Raw genomic sequence first — 16,138 nt, 5'->3', positions numbered from 1 at the left:
GTGGAGGCGCTTCCCCTTTGGAGGAGGAAAAAATGAGCCTACGTATAAGCAGACGTAATTTCTTGGCGGGAGGCGCAACGCTTCTTTCGCTCTCGGCGCTCGGAACCAGCGCTTTTGCACAGGAAAAGCGCTTGCGCCTCCTGTGGTGGGGCTCGCAGCCGCGCGCCGACCGCACTAACAAGGTTTCGCAGCTCTATCAGTCGAAGAATGCCGGTACCTCGATCACCGGCGAATTCCTCGGCTGGGGCGATTACTGGCCGCGCCTTGCGACCCAGGTTGCCGGCCGCAATGCGCCTGACGTCATCCAGATGGACTACCGCTATATCGTTCAGTACGCGCGTCGCGGCGCTCTTGCGCCGCTTGAATCCTACATGCCGGCTAAGCTCAACCTCGACGATTTCGACAAGGCGCAGATCGATGGCGGCAGTGTCGACGGCCATCTCTATGGCGTCAGCCTCGGCGCGAATTCGGCCGCGACGGTTCTGAACACCACCGCCTTCAAGGAGGCCGGGGTCGATCTGCCGACGCAGGCGACCACCTGGGATGAGTTTGCACGCATGGGCGCCGAGATCACCAAGGCCGGCAAGCGCAAAGGCATGTTCGGTCTCGCCGACGGCAGCGGCGGCGAACCTCTGTTCGAAAACTGGCTGCGTCAGCGCGGCAAGGCGCTCTATACCGCCGACGGCAAGATCGGCTTCGGCGTCGACGACGCATCGGAATGGTACGATATGTGGGCCAAGTTCCGTGAGGCCGGCGCCTGCGTTCCCGCCGATATCCAGGCTCTCGACAAGAACGATATCGAAACCAATACAGTGTCGCTCGGCAAATCTGCGGCCGGTTTTGCCCATTCCAATCAGTTCGTCGCCTATCAGGCCATGAACAAGGACAAGCTGGCGCTTACCAACTATATGCGCATCAAGTCGGATTCGAAGGGCGGCCACTATCGCAAGCCTTCGATGTTCTTCTCTGTTTCGGCCCAGTCGAAAGCGATCGACCTGGCCGTGGACTACATCAACTTCTTCGTCAAGAATCCCGAGGCAGTGCTGCTCTTGGATGTCGAACGCGGCATTCCGGAATCGGCCGCCATGCGCGAGGTTGTCGCGCAGAAGCTCGATGAGAATGGCAAGGTTGCATTGGCCTATGTCAGCGGTCTCGGCGATCTCGCCGGCAAATTGCCGCCGCCGCCGCCGGCCGGCGCCGGTGAAGGCGAGCTGATGCTGCGAAACATCGCCGAACAGGTCGGTTTCGGACAGCTGTCTCCCGCCGATGGCGGCAAACAGTTGGTCACCGAAATCACGCAGATTCTCGCACGAGGCTGATCCCGTATGAGCAATGCGATGCGCACGCCCGCAGGGGCCATAAATGTCGAAAGATATCAGGGGGCCGTGGCCGAAGGACGCTTCCGGCGTCTCTGGAATGCCAATGCTTCCGGCTATCTCTTCCTCCTGCCATGGCTTATCGGCTTTTTCGGGCTGACGCTCGGGCCGGCCCTGATTTCGCTTTACCTCTCCTTCACCGACTTCGACATGCTGCAGTCGCCGCGGTGGGTGGGAATGGCGAATTACGTGCGCATCGCCACGGCGGATCCGAAATTCTCGGCCGCGATGCACGTCACCCTGACGTATGTTGTCTTCTCGGTGCCGTTCAAACTGACCTTCGCTTTGCTGGTCGCCATGGCGCTGAACCGCGGCCTGCGCGGACTGACCTTCTATCGCGCCATCTTCTACCTCCCTTCCTTGCTGGGCGGCAGCGTGGCGATCGCCGTGCTCTGGCGCCAGCTTTTCGCCAGCGATGGTCTCGTCAATGCCGCACTCTCGCAGTTCGGCATCGAAGGTCCGAGCTGGATCTCGCATCCGAACTATTCGATCTATACGCTGGTGGCTCTGTCGGTCTGGCAGTTCGGCTCGCCGATGATTATTTTCCTCGCCGGCTTGCGCCAGATTCCCCAGGATATGTATGAGGCCGCAAGCCTCGATGGCGCCTCGAAATTCCGCCAATTCTACAAGATCACCCTGCCGCTTTTGACGCCGGTGATCTTCTTCAACGCCGTCGTCCAGACCATTGATGCCTTCAAGGCTTTCACACCCGCCTTCATCATCTCCGGCGGCACGGGCGGTCCGATCAACTCGACGCTGTTCTACACGCTCTACCTCTATCAGGAAGCCTTCGGCAATTTCCGCATGGGCTATGCCTCGGCGCTCGCCTGGATCCTGGTGCTGATCATCGCCGTCTTCACCGCTTTCTCTTTCCTGACCTCGCGTTATTGGGTGCATTACGATGACTGAGATGACCGCTTCCGTCACTGCGGCCAGGCCGCCATCTGATATCACCAAACGGAGCCTGCCGGCGTCGCTTGTCATCCACGCCCTGCTGATCGCCGCATCGCTTCTGATGGTCTATCCGCTGTTGTGGATGGTTTCGGCATCGGTCAGGCCGGAAACCGAGATCTTCTCGTCGACCTCGCTTATTCCGTCGTCGATCGATTTCTCCTCCTACGCGCGCGGCTGGGTCGGCCTCGATGTCAGCTTCGGCCGGTTCTTCTGGAATTCGCTCGTCATCTCGGTGCTGGTGGTGACCGGCAATGTCATCGCCTGTTCGCTGACGGCTTTCGCCTTTGCCCGGCTGCGTTTTGCCGGCCGCAATTTCTGGTTCGCGATCATGCTCGGCACGCTGATGATCCCCTATCACGTGACGCTGATCCCGCAATATGTGCTCTTCCTCAACCTCGGCTGGGTCAACACCATCCTGCCGCTCGTCGTGCCGAAGTTCCTGGCAAGCGATGCCTTCTTCATCTTCCTGATGGTGCAGTTCTTCCGCGGCATCCCGCGCGAACTCGACGAAGCTGCCATGATGGACGGCTGCAGCGCCTGGCGCATTTACTGGAAGATCATGCTGCCGCTGTCGCTGCCGGTCTTGGCGACGGCTGCCATCTTCTCCTTCATCTGGACCTGGGACGATTTCTTCGGCCCGCTGATCTACCTGAACGACATGAACACCTATACGATCCAGCTCGGCCTGCGCACCTTCGTCGATTCCACCAGCGCATCGGATTGGGGCGGCTTGTTCGCCATGTCGACGCTGACGCTGGTGCCGGTGTTCTTCTTCTTCCTGTTCTTTCAGCGCCTGCTGATCGAGGGCATCGCCACGACGGGCATGAAGCGTTGATGGCGGCAACGGGAAAGAGCGACATGAGCATCAGAACGGTCGCAATCGTCGGCTGCGGCATTGGCCGCTCCCACATTGTCGAAGGTTATCTGCCGCATGCCGACAAATTCAAGGTCGTGGCGATCTGCGACCTGAACGGAGAGCGCCTGGCGGCAGTCGGCGACGAGTTCGGCATCGAACGGCGCACCACCTCCTTTGCCGAGCTGCTTGCCGACGACACAATCGACATCATCGATATCTGCACCCCGCCCGGGGTGCATCTGGAGCAGGTGGTGGCTGCCCTTGCCGCCGGCAAACATGTCGTTTGCGAAAAGCCGCTGACCGGATCGCTCGCCGCCGTCGATACCATCATGGCGGCGGAAAAGACTGCAAAAGGCGTGCTGATGCCGATCTTCCAGTATCGCTACGGCGACGGCATCCAGAAGGCCAAGCGGATCATCGACGCCGGCATTGCCGGCAAAGCCTATACGGCCTCGGTCGAAACCTTCTGGCTGCGCAAACCCGAATATTATGCCGTGCCCTGGCGCGGCAAATGGGCGACGGAACTCGGCGGCGTGCTCGTCACCCATGCGCTGCATCTGCACGACATGATGATGCATCTGATGGGCCCGGCAGCAAGGGTCTTCGGCCGTGTCGCCACCCGCGTCAACGACATCGAGGTCGAGGATTGCGCCTCCGCCAGCCTGCTGATGGAAAGCGGCGCCTTCGTCTCGCTGTCCTGCACGCTGGGTTCGCAGGAACAGTTGAGCCGGCTGAGGCTGCACTTCGAGAATGTGACCTTCGAAAGCAGCCATGAGCCCTATACGCCGGGCAAGGACCCCTGGAAGATCATCGCCGCCAATGACGACGTTCGGGGGCAGATTGACCGGGTGATTGCCGACTGGCAGCCGGTCGCGCCGCGTTTCACCACCCAGATGGGCCAGTTCCACGCCTTCCTCAGCGGCCAGGGGCCGCTGCCGGTGACGACGGTGGATGCGCGCCGGGCGCTGGAACTCGTCACCGCCATCTACCAGTCTTCCGACAGCGGCGCCGAAGTGCCGCTGCCGGTCGGCCCCGACAGTCCGAAATACGCCGATTGGCGCGCAAGAACGAAGTAACCGATAAATGAAACGAGAGGGGTTTTGAGAAGATGGCAACCAGTGTCGTTCTTCAGAAGGTCGAGAAGCGCTACGGCGCGATGGATGTGATCCATGGCATCGACCTGACGATCGATCCCGGCGAATTCGTCGTTTTCGTCGGTCCATCCGGCTGCGGAAAATCGACCCTTCTGCGCATGATCGCCGGTCTCGAGGAAATCTCGGGCGGCGGGCTGCTGCTCGACAACGAGCGCATGAACGAGGTGGCGCCCGCCAAACGCGGCATCGCCATGGTCTTCCAGTCCTACGCCCTCTATCCGCATATGTCGGTCTACAAGAACCTTGCCTTCGGCCTGGAGACGGCGGGTTACAAGAAGGCCGAGATCCAACCGAAGGTCAAACGCGCCGCCGAGATCCTGCAGATCGAGAAACTCCTGGAGCGCAAGCCGAAGGCGCTCTCCGGCGGCCAGCGCCAGCGCGTCGCCATCGGCCGGGCCATCGTTCGCGAGCCGCGCATCTTCCTGTTCGATGAACCGCTGTCGAACCTCGACGCCGAGCTGCGCGTGCAGATGCGCGTCGAGATCTCTCGCCTGCACCGGCAGCTCGGCAACACCATGATCTATGTCACCCATGACCAGGTCGAGGCCATGACGATGGCCGACAAGATCGTGGTGCTCAACTCCGGCCGCATCGAGCAGGTCGGCGCGCCGCTCGATCTCTACAATAACCCGGCCAACCGCTTCGTCGCCGGCTTCATCGGCAGCCCGAAGATGAATTTTCTGAAGGCCCGCATCGAAGAGGTCGGCGAGACGGAAACCAGCATTCATGTCTGCGGCAATTCCGTCCGCCTGCCACGCCGATTGAAAGGCGAGGCCGGTGAGGACGTCACCTTCGGCATCCGCCCCGAGCATCTTTCCCTCACGGAGGGCGCCATCACGCTGTCGACCGTCAACGTCGATCTCGTCGAAAATCTCGGCGGCGCCACTATGCTCTACACCACGACGCCGGATGGCCAGCTCCTGACGATCGCTCTCGACGGCCAGCAGAAGGTCGAGCGCGGCGCCAATGTGAAGACCTTCTTCGATCCGGCCCGCTGTCACGTCTTCGACGCCGCTGGAAAGACGATCTAACCGCCCTGCTTGACAGCCGATCCTGCTCTGCCCCATCATTTCGAGAAGGTGATGGGGGGTGATGCATGACGCCTGAAGATAGGATTCATGCGCTCGGCATTTGGCAGGGCCCGATCGAAATCTCGCCGATCTCAGGCGGCATCACCAACCGGAACTATCTGGTCAGCGATGCCGTCGCGCGCTGCGTGGTGAGGCTCGGCACCGATATTCCCATCCATCACATCAGTCGCCAGAACGAGCTTGCCGCAAGCCGCGCGGCGCATGCCGCCGGCATATCGCCTGCCGTCATCCACCATTCGCCCGGCGTGCTGGTGCTTGACTATATCGAGGCGCGGGCGCTGTCGCCGGAGGACGTCAGGACACCTGATATGCTCGCCCGGATCGTTCCGCTCATCCACGCCTGCCATCACGACATCGCCCGGCAATTCCGCGGCCAGGCGATGATCTTCTGGGTCTTCCACGTCATCCGCGATTACGCCGCCAGCCTGAAGGAGTCGGGCACCCCCTATCTTCCATTGCTGCCGGCCCTGATCGGCAGGGCCGAGACGCTGGAACAAGCGGCAGGGCCGTTCGACATCGCCTTCGGCCACAACGACCTGCTGGCCGCCAATTTTCTCGACGACGGCAAGCGGCTCTGGCTGATCGACTGGGACTATGCCGGCTTCAACACACCGCTGTTCGATCTCGGCGGATTGGCTTCCAACAACGAGTTTTCGGAAGCCGCCGAGCGAATGATGCTGGAGGCCTATTTCGACCGGCCGCTGACATCGGATCTCAGCCGGCGCTATGGCGCGATGAAATGCGCCTCGCTGCTGCGCGAGACGCTGTGGAGTATGATTTCGGAAATCCATTCCACCATCGCATTCGACTACGCCGCCTATACCGCCGAAAATCTCGGGCGCTTCGAACGCGCCTATCAAGCCTTTGAACAGGATCGATAAATGACGAAACAATTACCGAAGACGGCAAAAGCCGTGGTCATCGGCGGCGGCATCATCGGCTGCTCGACAGCCTATCATCTCGGCAAGCTCGGCTGGACCGATACCGTCCTTCTGGAGCGTAAGAAGCTCACCTCGGGCACCACCTTCCATGCCGCCGGCCTCGTCGGCCAGCTGCGCAGCAGCGCCAACATCACCCAGCTGCTCGGTTATTCCGTCGATCTCTATAAGCGGCTGGAGGAGGAAACCGGCCTCGGCACCGGCTGGAAGATGAATGGCGGCCTGCGTCTTGCCTGCAACGAGGAGCGCTGGACGGAGGTCAAGCGTCAGGCAACGACGGCCCAGTCCTTCGGCCTCGAAATGCAGTTGCTGACGCCGCAGGAGGCCTTCGATCTTTGGCCCCTGATGACAATAGACGATCTCGTCGGCGCCGCCTTCCTTCCCACAGACGGCCAGGCCAATCCCTCCGACATCACCCAGGCGCTGGCGAAGGGCGCCCGCATGTGCGGCGTTTCGATCTTCGAGGATACCGAAGTTCTCGACCTTGAAATCGACAAGGGGAGGATACTCTCCGTCATTACCGCTGAGGGGCGCATCGAATGCGAGCGGGTCGTCGTCTGCGCCGGCCAGTGGACACGCGCCTTCGCTGCCCGCTTCGGCGTCAACGTGCCGCTGGTCTCGGTCGAGCATCAATATATCATCACCGAATCCTTCGGCGTTCCCTCCAACCTGCCGACCCTGCGCGATCCCGATCGCCTGACCTATTACAAGGAGGAGGTCGGCGGCATCGTCATGGGCGGCTACGAACCGAACCCCATTGCCTGGGCCGAGAAAGGCATCCCCGAGGGTTTCCACTACACGCTGCTCGACAGCAATTTCGACCATTTCGAGCAGATCATGGAACAGGCGCTCGGCCGCGTTCCGGCGCTGGAGAATGTCGGCGTCAAGCAGCTGCTGAACGGCCCGGAAAGTTTTACGCCTGACGGCAACTTCATTCTCGGCGAGGCACCGGAGCTGAAGAATTTCTTCGTCGGCGCCGGCTTCAACGCCTTCGGCATCGCCTCTGCCGGCGGCGCCGGCATGGCGCTTGCCGAATGGGTGACGAAGGGCGAGCCGCCCTATGATCTCTGGCCGGTTGATATCCGCCGTTTCGGCCGTCCGCATTTCGATACCGACTGGGTGCGCACCCGCACGCTCGAAGCCTATGGCAAGCATTACACCATGGCTTGGCCATTTGAGGAACATTCGAGCGGCCGCCCCTGCCGCAAATCGCCGCTCTATGACCGGCTGAAGGCGCAAGGCGCCTGTTTCGGCGAAAAACTCGGCTGGGAGCGGCCGAACTGGTTTGCCGATCTCTTCGCCAACGAGGAGCCGAGGGATATCTACAGCTACGGCAGACAGAACTGGTTCGAGGCCGTCGGCCGCGAGCACAAGGCCGTGCGCGAGGCGGCCGTCATCTTCGACCAGACCTCCTTCGCCAAATTCGTGCTGAAGGGCAGCGATGCCGAGGCAGCCCTCTCCTGGATCGCCTCCAACGACGTCGCAAGGCCTGTGGGATCGCTCATCTATACGCAGATGCTGAACGACAAGGGCGGCATCGAATGCGACCTGACCGTCGCCCGCATCGCCGAGGACGAATATTATATCGTCACCGGCACCGGTTTCGCCACCCATGACTTCAATTGGATCGCCCGCAATATTCCGGCGGAGATGCATGCCGAACTGGTCGATGTCACCTCGGCCTATTGCGTGCTGTCGCTGATGGGGCCGAATGCACGCGCCGTGCTGGAACAGGTGACCGGCAGCGACGTCTCGAATGCCGCCTTCCCCTTCGGCCAGGTCAGGACCATCGGCATATCAGGCTGCCCGGTGCGGGCCTTGCGCATCACCTATGTCGGCGAGCTCGGCTACGAACTGCATATTCCCATTGAATATGCGACCACGGTCTATGACGTATTGATGGCATCAGGCGGCGAGCTTGGCCTAGTCAATGCCGGCTACCGCGCCATCGAGAGCTGCCGCCTGGAAAAGGGCTATCGCGCCTGGGGCTCGGATATCGGCCCGGATCACACGCCTGTTGAAGCCGGCCTCGGCTGGGCGGTAAAGATCAGGACGAACATTCCCTTCCGCGGTCGCGAGGCGATCGAGCGGCAGTTGTCGGGCGGGGTGAAGAAGCGCCTCGCCTGCTTCGTTCCCGACGATCCCGATACCGTACTGCTCGGCCGCGAAACCATCTATCGCGACGGCAAACGCGTCGGCTGGCTGTCGAGTGGCGGCTTCGGGTACACGCTTGGCAAGCCGATCGGCTATGGTTACGTCCGCAATACCGACGGCGTTACGGAAGATTTCATCCTCTCCGGCACCTATGAACTCGATATCGCCAGGGAACGGATCCCCTGCAAGCTGTCGCTGACGCCGCTTTACGATCCTGATATGGCGCGGGTGAAGGCGTGACCACGCAGTGTGGGTTTGCGCCTCCGCGGGAGAAGAGGCGTGTAGCACGCGCCTCGCTATCTCTCCCTAGTCAGAGCAAGGCGTCCGAGGAAGAGAGAAAACCTCAAAACAACGGCAGCCGGTCGTCCTGGATCAGGATCTCCAGCTTGTCCGAGACATCCTGCGCCCAGGCGCGGTGTCCGGTCAAAGCCGCCGGGAACAATCCGGGCAGGGTGAAGAGAGCCGCCGAAATCGCCGGGCCGGTGCGCGGGACATCGGCAATGAGTGCGGCGATTTCCGCGGCCCGGGGGTCGCGCAGCTCGAAGCGCTCGCCATTGCCGTGTTCGCCGATCGCATAGCGCATCCAGGCCGCCACGGCGATCGCATAGGTCTCCGCCCGATCACCATGCGCCAGCGCTTCGCATGCCGGTTCCAGCAGCCGCTGCGGCAGCTTCTGCGTGCCGTCCATGGCGATCTGATAGGTGCGGTGCGCGATCGCCTTGTTTGCAAAGCGTGCTATCAATTCATTGGCATAGTCGTCGAGATCGATGCCCGGCACCGGATCGAGCGTTCTCGCCGCTGCATGCATATGGCGATAGGCCAGGGCTGCCAGGGCGGCATCGTCCATCACGTCCCGGATGAATTCATAGCCGCCGATATAACCGAGATAGGCAAGCAGCGAATGGGCGCCGTTCAGCATCCGGAGCTTCATCTTCTCATAAGCTGAAACGTCTTCGACCATCAGCGCGCCGCGCACCTTTTCCCAGGCCGGACGGCCATCGGCGAAATGGTCTTCGATGACCCATTGCGTAAAAGGTTCCGTCTCGATCGCCGCCATATCCGTGCGGCCCGTCAGCCGCTCGGCATCGGCATAGGTCGCGTCGGTGCTGGCCGGCGTGATACGGTCGACCATCGTCGACGGGAAGGGCACGTTCGCTTCGATCCAGCGATGCAGATCGGCATCGATGCGGGAGGTGAATTCGAGCACCAGGCGCTTCAGCACGGCGCCGTTGCTCGGCAGGTTGTCGCAGCTGAGCGGCGTAAACGGGGCGATGCCCTTCTGCCGTCGGCGCGCAAGGCCCTCCACCAGGTAGCCAATGACGCCGCGCGGTGCATGCCGGTTGGCGAGGTCGGCGACGATATCGGGATGTTTAAGGTCGAGACCGCCGGTTGCGGGATCGAAACCATAGGCCTTTTCCGTCACCGTCATGCTGACGATGCGGATCGCGGGATCTTCGAGCCGCGCCAGCAGGCCGGCCGGATCGCGCGGCGCCACATGCGCCTTCAGGATCGAGCCGATCACCTCGGCCGTCGTGCCTGATGTATCGCGGATCAGTGTCGTATAGAGCCCGTTCTGGGCGCTCAGATTGTCGGCGACATCGGGCGTGCGCAGGCTTGCCACCTCGATACCCCAGTCGCCGGCTGCGGCGGCCAGCGCGCCATCGGTAAACGGTGCGAAATGCGCGCGAAAAAAGGCGCCGGGTCCCAGATGCAGGATGCCGCTTTTCAGCCGGCTGCGGTCATAGGCGGGAAGCTTCGCCGTCGGGGCGAGGCCGGAAAGGGTCTGCAGTCGTTCGCTCACAGCTTGTAGGCCTTCTTCGCATTGCCATAGGAAAGTTCGCCCGCCACGATCGCGGCGTCGCTCTTGGAAATCCGGTGCTCGGCGGCGAGCCCGGCGAGGAAACGGCAGACTTCGCGGCGCCAGACATCATGCCGCGCCGGGATCGAAAGCAGCGCCCGCGTATCGTCGTTGAAACCGGCCATATTGGCGAAGCCTGCCGTTTCCACCACCTGGTCGAGATAGCGGCGGATGCCGAGCGGGCTGTCGTGGAACCACCAGGGCGGGCCGATCATCAGGCAGGGCCAATGGCCGACCATCGGCGCCATTTCGCGCGCATAGGTCGTCTCGTCGAGGGTGAAGAGCAGCACCCGCAGCCCCGGCGCATGGCCGTATCTGGAAAGCAGCGCATTGAGGCCGCCGACCCAGTCGGTGCGGGTCGGAATATCGGCGCCCATATTCGGGCCGCGCGTCGCAAACAGCCCGCTGTCGGTGTTGCGCCGCGACCCCGCATGGATCTGCATGACCATGCCGTCCTCGGCCGAAAGCCCGGCCATCTCGGTCATCATCTGGCCGCGGAAGAGTTCCGCCTCCGCAGCCGACAGCGGCCCCCTCAGCGCCTTGTCGAGCAGCGCCTGCTTTTCCGCAAGCAGCAGATCGGCGGTGAAGGCTGTGGGTACGCCGTGATCGGTCGCGGTGGCGCCGAACTGGCGGAAATAGGCGCGCCGGCGCCGGTGCGCCTCGATCAGGCCCTCCCAGCGCGTCACGTCAGCGCCAGTGATCTCGCCGAACTTGACGAGATTATCGCGGAAGCCGACCGCATCCGGATCGGTGACGCTGTCCGGCCGGTAAGTGGTGCGCACCTTGCCGATCCAGCCGTCGGCGGTCATCTTCTGATGATGTGTCAGCGGGTCAAGCGCGCCCTCCGTCGTCGCGATCGTTTCGATGCCGAATCGCTGATGCAGCGCCCGCGGGCGGAATTCGGGAAGGGCGAGCTGAGTATTGATATGGTCGTAGAGCGCATCGGCATTGTCTGATGTCAGCGGCTCGGTGCAGCCGAGCACGGCCGACATGGCGTGGTCGACCCAGAGGCTCGACGGCGTTCCGCGGAAGAGATGATAATGCTTGGCAAAGGTTCGCCAAATCGTCCGCCCCGCAGCCACCGGCTTGCCGTCGAGCCTGGGAACGCCGAGCTCGTCCAAGGGAACGCCGACGCTGTGCAGCATCCGGAAGAGATAGTGATCGGGAATGACCAGCAGCGAGGCCGCATCTTCGAAGGGCTTGTCGTCGGCGAACCAGGACGGTTCGGTATGCCCGTGCGGGCTGACGATCGGAAGATTGCGCACCGTCTCGTAGAGGTCGCGCGCAATGGTCCGTATTGCCGGGTCGGCCGGAAAGAGCCGGTCCGGATGAAGAAAGCCGTTTCCTACATCCATCAGTATTCCTCCCTGATGGATAAGGGCCTACCCCACAACATCAGGCGCGGCAAGGTCTTTTAGTAACCGGATGGTTCGGTTTTTGCGCACGGTCGCACCAGCCATGGAAAGCATTGACGAAGCGGCCTATTTCCGCTTTGGGAGGAGCACTGTATTGCCGGTTTCGGCAAAGGAGGATCGATGTCCGACGAGACGAACCGCATCACCCGGCTGGAGGAAATGCTGGCCCATCAGGCCAAGACGATCGAGGAGCTTTCCGATCAGCTGACCGAGCAATGGAAGATCGTCGAGCAGATGCGCTCCAAGCTCGACCGGCTGACCGAACGTTTCCTGTCGCTCGAGGAGCAGTCGCTGGAAGCGCCTGGTATTACCCGCCCGCCGCATTATTGACGGCACGCGGCGAGAGGCCGCGTGCGCGATTTTCCCGGCTGGCCGATCAGACGCCGCCGATGCAGAGATATTTCATTTCCAGATAGTCGTCGGCGCCGTGGCGTGAACCCTCGCGGCCGAGGCCGGATTGCTTGATGCCGCCGAAAGGCGCGGTCTCGGATGACATGATACCGGTATTGATGCCGATCATCCCATATTCCAGCGCTTCCGCCACCCGCCAGACCTTCTTCAGGTCGCCGGCATAGAAATAGGCGGCAAGGCCGAATTCCGTATCATTGGCTTGAGCGATGACATCTTCGGCCGTCTCGAAGCGGAAGAGCGGCGCCACTGGCCCGAAGGTTTCCTCGCGCGCCACCTTCATGCCGCGCGCAACGCCGGCCAGCACCGTCGGCGCAAAGAAGGTGCCGGCGCCGTCGATGCGCTTGCCGCCGGTCAGCAGCTTGGCGCCCTTGGCAAGCGCGTCGCCGACATGGTCTTCCACCTTGGCAAGGCCCTGCTCGTCGATCAGCGGCCCGATCTCGACACCCGGCGTGAAGCCGTCGCCGACCGACATTGCGGCGACCTTGGCGGCAAGCTTGGCCGCGAAGGCGTCATAGACGCCCGACTGGATGTAGAGGCGGTTGGCGCAGACACAGGTCTGGCCGGCATTGCGGTATTTGGAGGCGATCGCGCCCTCGACGGCGGCGTCGAGATCGGCATCGTCGAAGACGATGAACGGCGCGTTGCCGCCGAGCTCCAGGCTCACTTTCTTGATCTGATCGGCGCACTGCCGCATCAGGATGCGGCCGACTTCCGTCGAGCCGGTGAAGCTGATCTTGCGCACCTTGTCATTGCCGCAAAGCTCGCGGCCGATCGCCGGGCCGTCGACGCCGACGATGAGGTTGAAGACGCCGGCCGGAATGCCGGCCTGTTCGGCGAGCGCGGCAAGGGCAATCGCCGTCAGCGGCGTCTGTTCGGCGGGCTTCGACACGACAGTGCAGCCGACGGCAAGCGCCGGAGCCACCTTGCGGGCGATCATCGCCGCCGGGAAATTCCACGGCGTGATCGTGCCGACGACGCCGACCGGCTGCTTGATGACGATCATGCGCTTATCTTGAGACGGCGCCGGGATCGTCTCGCCATAGATGCGCTTGGCTTCCTCGGCATACCATTCGATATAGGATGCGGCATAGAGAATCTCGCCGCGCGCTTCCGCGAACGGCTTGCCCATTTCGGCGGTCAGGATCGCGGCGAGTTCGTCAGCATTGGAGACCATCAGGTCGAACCATTTGCGCAGGAGGGTGCTGCGCTCCTTGGCCGGGCGGGCAGCCCAGGCCGGCTGGGCGGCATAGGCCGCATCGATCGCCGCCCGCGTCTCGGCTGCCCCCATGTCGGGCAGCGAAGCAAGCAGTTCGCCGGTTGCCGGATTGAGCACGTCAAAGGTCTTTGTGGCATCGCCCGATGTCCAGACGCCGTTGACATAGCCGGCAGCGCGCAGGAACGGCGAAGAGAAGGGAACGTGCCTTGTCAGGGCGGTGGTGAAAGCCATGTCATATCTCCTTGGGAGCGGCCGCCTGTTGCCGGCAACCCTTGTAATTCGGGACCCATCGCGTCACTTGGCCGAAGTCGCTTCCAGCATCGAGGCCTCGAGAATGTCGAGCGCCTCGCCGAACACTTCGTCCTGGATGGTGATCGGCGCGAGAAAGCGGATGACGTTGCCGTGGACGCCGCAAGTGAGCAGGATCAAGCCCTTGCCGAGTGCTGCCAGCCGCACCCGGTTGGCGAAATCGGCGCTCGGCAATCCCGTCTTTCGGTCGTTGAATTCGACGGCGTTCATGAAGCCCGGCCCGCGGATATCGACGATCTCGGGCACTGTCTCGCGCAGCGATTCCAACCGCTGCTTCAGCCGGCCGCCGAGCTGGTCGGCACGGCCGCAGAGATCCTCGTCGGCAATGACGTCGAGCACTGCGTGGGCGGCCGCGATGCCGAGCGGATTACCGCCATAGGTGCCGCCGAGCCCGCCCGGTCCCGGCGCATCCATGATTTCGGCGCGGCCGGTGACGGCGGCGAGCGGAAAGCCGCCGGCAAGGCTCTTTGCCATTGTCGTCAGGTCGGCCGCCACCTCGTGATGATCCATCGCGAACATCCGGCCGGTGCGGGCAAAACCGGTCTGCACCTCGTCGGCGATCAGCAGCATGCCGTGCTGGTCGCAAAGCTCGCGCAGCGCCTTCATGAAAGCTGGGGGTGCGGAATAGAAGCCGCCTTCGCCCTGCACCGGCTCGAGGATGATGGCGGCGACACGCTGCGGATCGACATCGGCGGCGAAGAGCTTCTTCAGCGCCGCGAGCGACTGGTCGGCGGTGACGCCGTGCAGTTCGACCGGGAAGGGGACGTGGAAGACGTCGCCCGGCATGGCGCCGAAGCCGACCTTGTAGGGCACCACCTTGCCGGTCAGCGCCATGCCCATGAAGGTGCGGCCGTGAAAGCCGCCACCAAAGGCGATGACGGCCGAACGGCGGGTTGCCGCACGGGCGATCTTGACGGCATTTTCGACCGCTTCTGCGCCCGTCGTTACGAAGATCGTCTTCTTCTCGAAATCACCAGGCACCAGCGCGTTCAGCCGTTCGGCGAGATGCACATAGCTTTCGTAGGGCACGACCTGATGGCAGGTATGGGTGAAGCGATCGAGCTGATCCTTGACCGCTGCGATGACCCGGGGATGGCGGTGGCCGGTGTTGAGAACGGCGATGCCGGCGGCGAAATCGATGTAGCGACGGCCTTCCTTGTCCCAGATCTCGGCATTCTCGGCGCGATCGGCATAGATCTGGGTCGTCATGCCGACGCCCCGTGAAATGGCGGCGTTCTTCCGGTCCGTAAGGCTCGTCGCGGTCATCGATGCGCTCCTGTCTGAAGGGTTTGAAATTATCTTGTATAAGTTCTGCAATTTGCCTATAAAACTCCTACATTTTTCCTGCAAGAAAACAAGTGGGATTTTTTGCTTCAAACATCACGCATTTTGATAAATGCTCGGCAGCGATTGGAATCGGGGATATTGGCGGATGAACGATAACGGGCCGGTACGCTACAAGGTGGCGGAAGCCGCACGGCTGGCGGGCGTTTCGGCCTCGACGCTGCGTCTCTGGGAAAGCCAGGGCCTGGTCGTTCCCGGCCGTTCGCAGACCGGTCATCGCCAATACAGCGCCGAGGATGTGGCGCGGCTGAAGCGCATCTCCTGGTATCGGGCCGAACGCGGTCTCAATCCCGCCGCCATCCGCGAGGCGCTGGAAGGTGAGGAACCTTCCGCCGATGGCGCCGAGGCAAGTCAGGATACCGGCCTCGGCCGCAAGCTGCGCAGCCTGCGCCACGCCGCCGGCAAGACGCTGGATCAGGTGGCCGGCGATATCGGCGTCACCTCCTCGACACTTTCGACGCTGGAGCGCACCTCGCAGGGCGTCGGTTTCAAGACGCTGCATGACCTCGCCGAGTATTACGGCACCACTGTCTCACGTCTCTCCGGCGAAGAAAGCGCCGAGGTGCCGGTGCTGGTGCGTGCCGGGGAATGGCGCAGCTGGCCGGAAACGACGCCTGGAGTTGCGGTGCAGTTGCTTGCCGAAGGCCCGAGAATGATGGATTGCCATCGTTTCGTGCTGGCGCCGGGCGCTGCGAGTGAAGGCGCCTATCGCCATGAAGGCGAGGAATTTATGCATGTCCTGTCCGGCCGGCTCGAGCTGGTGCTCGACAGCGATCAGTTCTTCGATCTCGGTCCGGGCGATTCACTTTATTTCGAAAGCCGCCGCTACCATTCCTGGCGTAACCGCCACGACGGCGAAACTGTGCTTCTCTGGATCAACACGCCGCCGACATTCTGAAGCGCCTGCAGAGGAAGCGGTTTCGCATTTTGCGGCTTTGCGCTATAGGGCTAGTGCATAATTCCTTAAATCGGAACCGATTTAAGGATAAAATTATACTGCAATTCATAAGTACCGCAGCGTGCTTTGCGCGTCTGAAAGACGCGCGGCGCTGTCGGGGACGC

General features: G+C 62.4%; 13 protein-coding genes. 9 read left to right on the top strand and 4 right to left on the bottom strand.

The features are described 5' to 3' along the window. Positions 1–32 precede the first annotated feature (32 nt). From OS035_RS08585 to OS035_RS08555, 7 genes are all read left to right on the top strand, one after another. Positions 33–1,319 (top strand): ABC transporter substrate-binding protein, encoded by a 1,287-nt coding sequence (locus OS035_RS08585; RefSeq protein WP_097628455.1) that lies wholly within the window; start codon positions 33–35, stop codon positions 1,317–1,319. Between the two features lie 6 nt (positions 1,320–1,325). After that, positions 1,326–2,285, top strand: coding sequence for a carbohydrate ABC transporter permease (locus tag OS035_RS08580; RefSeq protein WP_183781809.1), 960 nt, complete (start codon positions 1,326–1,328; stop codon positions 2,283–2,285). Next, positions 2,278–3,165, top strand: a complete 888-nt coding sequence (locus tag OS035_RS08575) for a carbohydrate ABC transporter permease (RefSeq protein ID WP_097628453.1) — start codon at positions 2,278–2,280, stop codon at positions 3,163–3,165. The genes OS035_RS08580 and OS035_RS08575 overlap by 8 nt, the downstream gene beginning before the upstream one ends. Continuing rightward, on the top strand, positions 3,165–4,262 hold the full coding sequence (locus OS035_RS08570; RefSeq protein ID WP_183781807.1) for a Gfo/Idh/MocA family protein: 1,098 nt from the start codon (positions 3,165–3,167) through the stop codon (positions 4,260–4,262). The genes OS035_RS08575 and OS035_RS08570 overlap by 1 nt, the downstream gene beginning before the upstream one ends. Positions 4,263–4,294: 32 nt before the next feature. Continuing rightward, entirely contained in the window at positions 4,295–5,371 is a 1,077-nt protein-coding gene (locus tag OS035_RS08565) for an ABC transporter ATP-binding protein (protein ID WP_097628452.1), read from the top strand. 65 nt (positions 5,372–5,436) lie between these two features. Then, on the top strand, positions 5,437–6,312 hold the full coding sequence (locus tag OS035_RS08560) for a phosphotransferase (RefSeq protein ID WP_097628451.1): 876 nt from the start codon (positions 5,437–5,439) through the stop codon (positions 6,310–6,312). Beyond that, positions 6,313–8,763, top strand: coding sequence for a GcvT family protein (locus OS035_RS08555; RefSeq protein ID WP_097628450.1), 2,451 nt, complete (start codon positions 6,313–6,315; stop codon positions 8,761–8,763). 103 nt (positions 8,764–8,866) lie between these two features. On the opposite strand, the gene OS035_RS08550 is transcribed toward OS035_RS08555, so the two are convergent. Together OS035_RS08550 and uxaC are read right to left on the bottom strand one after the other, a co-directional pair. Continuing rightward, positions 8,867–10,324, bottom strand: a complete 1,458-nt coding sequence (locus tag OS035_RS08550) for a mannitol dehydrogenase family protein (RefSeq protein WP_097628449.1) — start codon at positions 10,322–10,324, stop codon at positions 8,867–8,869. Further along, on the bottom strand, positions 10,321–11,736 hold the full coding sequence (uxaC, locus tag OS035_RS08545) for a glucuronate isomerase (RefSeq protein ID WP_097628448.1): 1,416 nt from the start codon (positions 11,734–11,736) through the stop codon (positions 10,321–10,323). Before uxaC ends, OS035_RS08550 begins: the two co-directional genes overlap by 4 nt. Before the next feature lie 180 nt (positions 11,737–11,916). Between uxaC and OS035_RS08540 the strand changes: the two genes are divergently transcribed. After that, the gene (locus OS035_RS08540) at positions 11,917–12,126 is read left to right on the top strand and encodes a SlyX family protein (protein ID WP_003589419.1); all 210 of its coding nucleotides are present in this window, start codon (positions 11,917–11,919) and stop codon (positions 12,124–12,126) included. A gap of 46 nt (positions 12,127–12,172) precedes the next feature. Here OS035_RS08540 and OS035_RS08535 read toward each other — a convergent pair whose 3' ends face one another. Both OS035_RS08535 and OS035_RS08530 read right to left on the bottom strand, forming a co-directional pair. Further along, complete coding sequence (locus tag OS035_RS08535; protein ID WP_183781802.1) at positions 12,173–13,654, bottom strand: NAD-dependent succinate-semialdehyde dehydrogenase; 1,482 nt, start codon at positions 13,652–13,654, stop codon at positions 12,173–12,175. A 63-nt stretch (positions 13,655–13,717) separates the two neighbouring features. Further along, the gene (locus tag OS035_RS08530) at positions 13,718–14,998 is read right to left on the bottom strand and encodes a 4-aminobutyrate--2-oxoglutarate transaminase (RefSeq protein ID WP_097628446.1); all 1,281 of its coding nucleotides are present in this window, start codon (positions 14,996–14,998) and stop codon (positions 13,718–13,720) included. 166 nt (positions 14,999–15,164) lie between these two features. On the opposite strand from OS035_RS08530, the gene OS035_RS08525 reads away from it, so the two are divergent. Beyond that, complete coding sequence (locus OS035_RS08525; RefSeq protein ID WP_097628445.1) at positions 15,165–15,974, top strand: MerR family transcriptional regulator; 810 nt, start codon at positions 15,165–15,167, stop codon at positions 15,972–15,974. Positions 15,975–16,138: the final 164 nt, after the last annotated feature.

Origin of the sequence: Rhizobium sp. 268, assembly GCF_036571585.1 — a bacterium.
GTDB lineage: Bacteria > Pseudomonadota > Alphaproteobacteria > Rhizobiales > Rhizobiaceae > Rhizobium > Rhizobium redzepovicii.
This window is presented reverse-complemented; position numbering and strand designations above follow the sequence as displayed.